The 6,048-nt window shown below is 58.4% G+C and carries 7 protein-coding genes, 1 tRNA gene and 2 pseudogenes; 9 read left to right on the top strand and 1 reads right to left on the bottom strand.

Features of this window, described 5'->3' with window-relative positions:
* Together VL202_RS00050 and VL202_RS00045 are read left to right on the top strand one after the other, a co-directional pair.
* A pseudogene (locus VL202_RS00050) lies at positions 1–89 on the top strand (elongation factor Tu); the annotation flags it as partial.
* 398 nt (positions 90–487) lie between these two features.
* Positions 488–1,171 (top strand): glycosyltransferase, encoded by a 684-nt coding sequence (locus VL202_RS00045; protein ID WP_325462163.1) that lies wholly within the window; start codon positions 488–490, stop codon positions 1,169–1,171.
* 32 nt (positions 1,172–1,203) lie between these two features.
* On the opposite strand, the gene VL202_RS00040 is transcribed toward VL202_RS00045, so the two are convergent.
* Positions 1,204–2,010, bottom strand: a complete 807-nt coding sequence (locus tag VL202_RS00040; protein ID WP_325462162.1) for a hypothetical protein — start codon at positions 2,008–2,010, stop codon at positions 1,204–1,206.
* A gap of 169 nt (positions 2,011–2,179) precedes the next feature.
* On the opposite strand from VL202_RS00040, the gene VL202_RS00035 reads away from it, so the two are divergent.
* The 7 genes and pseudogenes from VL202_RS00035 to VL202_RS00005 all read left to right on the top strand — a co-directional run.
* Positions 2,180–3,073, top strand: a complete 894-nt coding sequence (locus VL202_RS00035) for an NAD(P)-dependent oxidoreductase (RefSeq protein ID WP_325462161.1) — start codon at positions 2,180–2,182, stop codon at positions 3,071–3,073.
* A gap of 153 nt (positions 3,074–3,226) precedes the next feature.
* Positions 3,227–3,302: transfer RNA gene (locus tag VL202_RS00030), tRNA-Trp, on the top strand.
* A 196-nt stretch (positions 3,303–3,498) separates the two neighbouring features.
* The gene (gene secE / locus VL202_RS00025) at positions 3,499–3,699 is read left to right on the top strand and encodes a preprotein translocase subunit SecE (RefSeq protein WP_325462160.1); all 201 of its coding nucleotides are present in this window, start codon (positions 3,499–3,501) and stop codon (positions 3,697–3,699) included.
* 16 nt (positions 3,700–3,715) lie between these two features.
* Entirely contained in the window at positions 3,716–4,246 is a 531-nt protein-coding gene (gene nusG, locus VL202_RS00020; protein WP_325462159.1) for a transcription termination/antitermination protein NusG, read from the top strand.
* Positions 4,247–4,503: 257 nt separating this feature from the next.
* A complete protein-coding gene (gene rplK / locus VL202_RS00015) occupies positions 4,504–4,935 on the top strand; it encodes a 50S ribosomal protein L11 (protein WP_275790770.1) in 432 nt (143 codons plus the stop codon).
* A gap of 1 nt (position 4,936) precedes the next feature.
* Positions 4,937–5,635, top strand: coding sequence for a 50S ribosomal protein L1 (gene rplA / locus VL202_RS00010; protein WP_325462158.1), 699 nt, complete (start codon positions 4,937–4,939; stop codon positions 5,633–5,635).
* Between the two features lie 330 nt (positions 5,636–5,965).
* Positions 5,966–6,048: pseudogene (locus VL202_RS00005) on the top strand (50S ribosomal protein L10); the annotation flags it as partial.

Below are 6,048 nucleotides of genomic sequence, written 5' to 3'. Positions count from 1 at the left end.
CGATCGCGATGGAAGAAAAGCTGCGCTTCGCGATCCGCGAAGGCGGCCGCACCGTCGGCGCCGGCATCGTCGCCTCGATCGTCGAGTAATCTCGACGACCTGACGATGCCGAAAGCTGCCGACGGCAGCAGGACTGTGCAGATGGCGCGCAAGCGCGATCTGCACGCGGCGCCGGCATCGTCGAGTCATCTCGACGAGAAGCAGACCGGAGACGATCTGCGATGATCGATTTGAAGGCCCCGCTGGAAACAGCGGGGCCTTTCTCGTTGTGGCGCTTGCCACGAAGGTGTGGAGAAACGTCGCTGGTCCTGTTCAATCGATCCGTGTGCGACAAAACCTGACCTGCAGGAGATTGCAGTCGATCGTTGCGGCGTTTATTCTTTGCCCGAATCTATCGTTCCCATTCATGGGAGCGGAACTTTGAGAATGTATTCGAATTGTTGTTGCGCATGCGAATGATGCGGCAGGTTGTTCCTTTGGAGGGGAAATGGCTGATAACGCTCGGGTTTACGTTGGTTTCGACAGCAAGGAAGTCGTCGCCTATCATGTCTTTTGCCAGAGCATCTTCGAAAAAAGCTCGATCCCTGTGGAATTCCTGCCGATCTCGCTGAACAATATCGAGGGTATTTTCACCCGCGAGCGCAACCAGCTTCAATCGACGGAATTTTCCTTCTCGCGCTTCCTTGTTCCGTATCTCAGCAATTACGAGGGCTGGAGCCTGTTTGCCGATTGCGACATGCTGATGCGCACGGATATCGCCAAGCTGTGGGACCTGCGTGACGACCGTTATGCCGCCATGTGCGTCAAGCACGACTATACGCCGAAGGTCGAGACCAAGTTCCTCGGCCAGACCCAGACCAAATACGAGAAAAAGAACTGGTCGAGCGTCATCCTGTTCAACAACGCGAAATGCAAGGCGCTGACGCCGGATTTCGTCAACACGGCGACGGGGCTGCAGCTTCACCAGTTCAAATGGCTGGAATCCGAGGACATGATCGGGGCGCTGCCGCAGACATGGAACTGGCTGGTCAACGAATACGACTACAACGAAGCGGCCGAACTCGTGCATTTCACCGATGGCGGGCCGTATTTCGACGAATACAAGAACGACGATTATTCCGAGGAATGGTTTGCGACCCGCGACCGCGTCCTCTACGTCGCCCAGCGATAAATAAGACGGCCTGACGGCCGCCGAGGCGAAGCTCAGTGGCCGAAGGTCTTGAAGCGCTTGAAGAAGCCGCCGATCTTGCGCTGGATCTTGGTTTTCGACCAAAGCTTGGCGACCTGCCGTTCCATGCCGGTAAACCGGTTGGCAAGCACATTGTTCGCCACCAGCGCGATCGTCGCCTCGCTGAATTCCGGAAAGCGATCATGAATCCGGGCGAACATGCCCATCGGTTCGCTCAGATTGTCTTCGAAGCGGCGGATCCGCCCGTTCTTGACGAAGAGCTGCAGCATGATCTGCTCGAATGTCCAGTCATGCTCCGAATACATGCCGTACTGCAGGCCGGCGACACCGGTGAAGCCGCACAGGCAGACATTGGCGTGCGGCATCTTCTCGATTAGCCAGACAGCGATGGCAAAGCCGGTGGTCGGCATGCGGCCGACCGGATAGAGCGGCCCGAATGTATAGTCGAAGTCGAGCGTGCAGGGCAACAGGTCGCTGCGGCGCGGGCCACTGAGCGGCAGTGTGCCGGTGGGGACGCCCCGTTCGGCGAGAACGCCGACCTCGGCCTTCAGGCCGTTGGCGAACAAACTGTAGGCCTTGTCGAAATGTTTCTGTGACTTGAGGAATCGCGCGCCGCCGGCAACGAGACGATGGCAGAGCATGGCGTCCTTTTCGAACGGCTTGTGTAGAACCTTGGTGCAGCCGGTAAAGAAGACGTAGAGGGTCTTTTCCGGAAGGGCCTGTGTGATGGCATCGATATCGACGCTCTCGCTGTTGGCGATCAGCGCAACCATCTCGTATCCAGAGAGAAGCGCCTCGAAATCTTCGGCTTGCAGTGACATGTTCTTGGTCGTCCAGTCTGATTTGCAGTTTCCCTAACCGAATAGAGGACATGGGCGCCGCCGTCATCCCTTCTTCATCAGAAATGCTATTGCGACGACCGGAAGGGCAGGGCATATCGGTTCGGGAAGAGGCCGCACGGATCGGATGCGGCTAAGACGGAGGATGGTCATGGGCAAGCGCATTCTGTTCACGGGCGGTGCGGGCAAGGCGGGGCGGCACGCGGTTCCCTATCTCGTGGAGGCAGGCTACGAGGTTCACAATGTCGATCTCGTGCCGCTCGACAGCCCCGGCGTCACCAATCTGATCGCCGATATCACCGACAGCGGCCAGATATTCAACGTCATGTCGATGCACCGCGACTTTCCCGACATGGAAGGCGGGCAGGGGCCGCTGCCTTTCGATGCCGTCGTGCATTTCGCCGCCGTGCCGCGCATCCTGATCAAGCCCGACAACGAGACGTTCCGCATCAACACGATGGGCACCTACAATGTCATCGAGGCGGCGGTGAAGATGGGTATCCGCAAGATCATCGTCGCGTCGAGCGAAACCACCTACGGTGTCTGCTTCGCCGAAGGCCATCGTGATTTCCACCAGTTTCCGCTGGAGGAAGACTACGACGTCAATCCGATGGACAGCTACGGCCTCTCCAAGGTGGTCAACGAGAAGACGGCGCGGGCCTTTGCCGAGCGGTCCGGCTTCGACATCTACGCGCTGCGCATCGGCAATGTGATCGAGCCGCATGAATATGACCGTTTTCCGGCCTATTTCGCCAACCCGGATATCCGCAAGCGTATAGCCTGGAGTTATATCGATGCCCGCGACCTCGGCCAGATCGTCAAGCTGTGCATCGAAAAAGATGGACTGGGCTACGAGGTCTTCAACGCCGCAAACGACACCGTTTCGGCCAACACGCCGTCGCGCGAACTCGCCGCCCGCTATTTCCCGAATGTCCCGTTCACCCGTGAAATTGGCGAATTCGAAGGCTTGCTGTCGAACCGCAAGATTCGCGAGGTGCTCGGCTTCAAGGAGGAGCACGACTGGCGGAAATACGTGAAGGGATGATCGAGCGGATCCGGGCTTTCGAAAAGAGTACCGACATCGCCGGATTCTTTTCATTTTTTCGGGCCAAGGCGCTTGTCATCCTGCGGCAAGTTGAATAATAAGCCGCAGACTTCTTGCAGCGCTCGGCTCTTCGGCCATCGGCGCAGCAGGTCTAGGGGTATAGCTCAGTTGGTAGAGCGGCGGTCTCCAAAACCGCAGGTCGTAAGTTCGAGCCTTACTGCCCCTGCCATTCGAAACCGCGCAGAAACATGCCGTGGCGATCGGGCAGACAATACATGGGAAGGCTCGTTCCTTCCGGCTAATTTCGCAAAAAGACCGTTGACCTCTTGTGATTTCGAGAATCGGTCTTTATGTAGGGTTCAAACAGACACGCGGCGCGTGGGGCTGATCGTCAGCTTTACGGGCCGTTAAGGCGTGAGCATTCAATGGCATCCAAGACAAATCCATTTACGTTTCTGCAGCAGGTACGCGCTGAGACGGCGAAAGTGACATGGCCGACCCGGCGCGAGACGATGATCTCGACGTTGATGGTTTTCGTCATGGTTTTCTTTGCGGCTGTGTTCTTCTTCGCTGCGGACCAATTGATGGGCTGGCTGATTGGCCTGGTCCTGAACGCTGGCGTTTGAACGATTGGGGATGAATATGGCAGCGCGTTGGTACATCGTTCACGCCTACTCGAATTTCGAGAAGAAGGTCGCCGAGGACATCGAGAACAAGGCTCGCCAGAAAGGGCTTGAGCACCTGTTCGAGAAGATTCTCGTTCCGACCGAGAAGGTTGTTGAAGTTCGTCGCGGCCGCAAGGTCGATGCCGAGCGCAAGTTCTTCCCCGGTTATGTGATGGTGCGTGCGAACCTGACGGATGAGGTCTATCACCTCATCAAGAACACGCCGAAGGTCACGGGTTTCCTCGGTTCCGACAACAAGCCGGTTCCGATTCCGGATTTCGAGGCGGAGCGCATCCTCGGCCAGGTTCAGGATGGTGTCGATCGTCCGAAGCCTTCGATCTCGTTCGAGATCGGCGAGCAGGTTCGCGTCTCCGATGGTCCGTTCGCGTCGTTCAACGGTATCGTCCAGGATGTGGACGAAGAGCGTTCGCGCCTCAAGGTCGAGGTTTCGATCTTCGGCCGTGCCACGCCGGTAGACCTTGAGTATGCTCAGGTCGAAAAAGTCTGATTTCAGAGTGCCGCAGCGCCGGATCTTCTGGCTGCGCGGCATTCTTTTGTTTCCGGATTTCGATCCGGTCAAGCGGGGCAACCCGCACCCCGCGTGGAAGGATGACGGTCTTAGCCGGACCTTAATCCGCACCACGCAACCGCAGCCGCCGCGCTTTTCGGGCGCGGCATGACAGGGCCGGGAGACCGGCCGAAACATTTCCGGTTCCGACCGCTCATGCGGAACGTGAGCCTGGAAAACCATAAAGGCAGAGAGATATGGCTAAGAAAGTTGCAGGCCAGCTCAAGCTTCAGGTCAAGGCAGGATCGGCAAACCCGTCCCCGCCGATCGGCCCGGCGCTTGGTCAGCGTGGCGTAAACATCATGGAATTCTGCAAGGCGTTCAACGCCGCCACGCAGGAACTCGAAAAGGGCATGCCGATCCCGGTCGTCATCACCTATTATCAGGACAAGTCTTTCACCTTCATCATGAAGCAGCCGCCAGTCAGCTACTTCCTGAAGAAGGAAGCAAAGCTCACCTCGGGCTCGAAGACCCCGGGCAAGGGCGCTGTCGCAGGCAAGCTCACCAAGGCTCAGATCAAGTCGATCGCCGAAGCCAAGATGAAGGACCTGAACGCAGCCGATATCGAAGGCGCAATGACCATGATCGAGGGCTCCGCCCGCGCCATGGGTCTGGAAGTGGTGGCGTAACATGGCAAAGCTTGCAAAGCGTGTACAGAAGACCCGCGAAGGTGTTGACCCGACGAAGCTCGTCGCACTGACCGAAGCCATTTCGATGGTCAAGGAGCGGGCGATCGCGAAGTTCGACGAGACCATCGAAGTTGCGATGAACCTCGGCGTTGATCCGCGTCATGCCGACCAGATGGTCCGTGGCGTCGTCAACCTGCCGAACGGCACCGGCCGCGACGTTCGCGTTGCCGTGTTCGCTCGTGGCGCCAAGGCTGACGAAGCCAAGGCTGCCGGCGCGGACATCGTCGGCGCTGAAGATCTCGTCGAGATCGTCCAGAGCGGCAAGATCGATTTCGATCGTTGCATCGCTACCCCGGACATGATGCCGCTGGTCGGCCGTCTCGGTAAGGTTCTCGGCCCGCGCGGCATGATGCCGAACCCGAAGGTCGGAACGGTCACCATGGACGTCGCCGGTGCTGTCAAGGCATCGAAGGGTGGCGCTGTCGAGTTCCGCGTCGAAAAGGCTGGCATCGTCCATGCCGGCATCGGCAAGGCCTCGTTCACCGCGTCTGCTCTTGAAGAAAACATCCGCGCTTTCGCTGATGCGGTCATCAAGGCAAAGCCGGCCGGTGCCAAGGGCAACTACGTCAAGCGCGTCGCGATCTCCTCGACCATGGGTCCGGGCGTCAAGATCGAGCCGTCGACGGTCGCCGTCGCCTGAACCATTCATCGGACTTCGGTCCGGTCACAGATTTCCGGCCCCTTGGGGCCGGGAATTCCGGGATCAAACCCGGAACTCCTGTCCGAGATTGCAGGTGGTTATCCCTTAATCACTTAAGCCTGCATGAGACGGGTGAGTCCCGAATTTCATTTGACGCGCGAAAGCGTGGAAATTCGGTTCGAACCTCGGCTTGCCTTGTGCCGGACCCGTTCTACGGGAACGCGCAGGGGACAGGATCCTCGAGCGTCGCTTGGGATCGCTTCTGATCCCAGGTGGCAAAGGCAAACCGACGGGGCTGCGTCTTGTAGTCCTGTCAACTGGAGATAGGCAGTGGAAAGAGCGGAAAAACGCGAATTCGTCACGGAGCTGAACGAGTCCTTCAAGGGCGCCGGTTCGGTTGTCGTGGCCCACTA

The sequence above is a fragment of the Pararhizobium sp. genome (assembly GCF_035497515.1).
Lineage (GTDB): Bacteria > Pseudomonadota > Alphaproteobacteria > Rhizobiales > Rhizobiaceae > Pararhizobium.
The sequence above is the reverse complement of the archived record's forward strand: the minus strand, read 5'-3'. Positions and strand labels throughout refer to the sequence as shown.

Excerpts from the sequence above, each read along its gene's own strand:
- rplA (WP_325462158.1), top strand. The coding sequence starts at position 4,937 with ATGGCAAAGCTTGCAAAGCGTGTACAGAAGACCCGCGAAGGTGTTGAC.
- secE (WP_325462160.1), top strand. The coding sequence starts at position 3,499 with ATGGCATCCAAGACAAATCCATTTACGTTTCTGCAGCAGGTACGCGCT.
- VL202_RS00045 (WP_325462163.1), top strand. The coding sequence starts at position 488 with ATGGCTGATAACGCTCGGGTTTACGTTGGTTTCGACAGCAAGGAAGTC.
- nusG (WP_325462159.1), top strand. The coding sequence starts at position 3,716 with ATGGCAGCGCGTTGGTACATCGTTCACGCCTACTCGAATTTCGAGAAG.
- rplK (WP_275790770.1), top strand. The coding sequence starts at position 4,504 with ATGGCTAAGAAAGTTGCAGGCCAGCTCAAGCTTCAGGTCAAGGCAGGA.
- VL202_RS00035 (WP_325462161.1), top strand. The coding sequence starts at position 2,180 with ATGGGCAAGCGCATTCTGTTCACGGGCGGTGCGGGCAAGGCGGGGCGG.
- VL202_RS00040 (WP_325462162.1), bottom strand. The coding sequence starts at position 2,010 with ATGTCACTGCAAGCCGAAGATTTCGAGGCGCTTCTCTCTGGATACGAG.